The sequence below is a fragment of the Streptomyces sp. 13-12-16 genome (genome assembly GCF_002114215.1).
In the GTDB taxonomy this organism is placed as follows: domain Bacteria; phylum Actinomycetota; class Actinomycetes; order Streptomycetales; family Streptomycetaceae; genus Streptomyces.
The window spans coordinates 1-618 of sequence record NZ_NCTE01001066.1 but is presented as its reverse complement, the minus strand read 5'-3'; the positions used below and the strand labels follow the sequence as shown (position 1 = coordinate 618).

Here is a 618-nt window from a genome sequence, read left to right as displayed (position 1 = left end):
CCGGTGCCGGTCCTGCCGCTGGTGGCGGTGGTCGTCCTGGCGGGCCTGCCGCCGACGGGGGACGGCGCGGGGCCCGCCGACATGGTGTCCGCGCTGGTGGTCGGGTACTGCGTGATCCGGCTGCTGCGGGAACGGCGGCGCCCGCTGTCGCGTGTCGCGGCCGTGGTGCTGGGGCTGCCGGTCGTGGGGCTGGCGCTCGCCGCCATGGGGGCGGCCTCGCCCCAGGCGGCGTTCGGCGGCCTGGGCCGTTATCTGCAGATCTTCGTGCTCGTCCCGGCCGCCGTCCTGGTGCTGCTCCGTGGCCGCGCCGGCTTCCGGGTGCTGGCCTGGTCGTTCGTGGGGCTCGCCCTGTGGCAGGGGTCCGTCGGGGTGTACCAGTACGTCACCGGTACCGGTGCCTCGTACCAGGGCGAGACCGTCCGCGCGGTCGGCACCTTCGGGGCCACGGACGTGATGGGCATGGCGACGGCGGTGTCGCTGGGCGTGGTGTGCGCGGCGGGGATCGCGCTGGGGCGGGCCCCGGTGCGGCAGCGGGCGGCCGCCGCCGGGTGCGCCCTGCTGCTGGTGCTGCCGCTGGCGCTGTCCTTCAGCCGGGGCGCGTGGATCGCGACCGCGCTG

At 77.2% G+C, this 618-nt stretch carries 1 pseudogene; it reads left to right on the top strand.

What is annotated here, in order from left to right:
• Positions 1-3: 3 nt before the first annotated feature.
• Positions 4-618, top strand: a pseudogene (locus B7767_RS35170) (hypothetical protein); the annotation flags it as partial.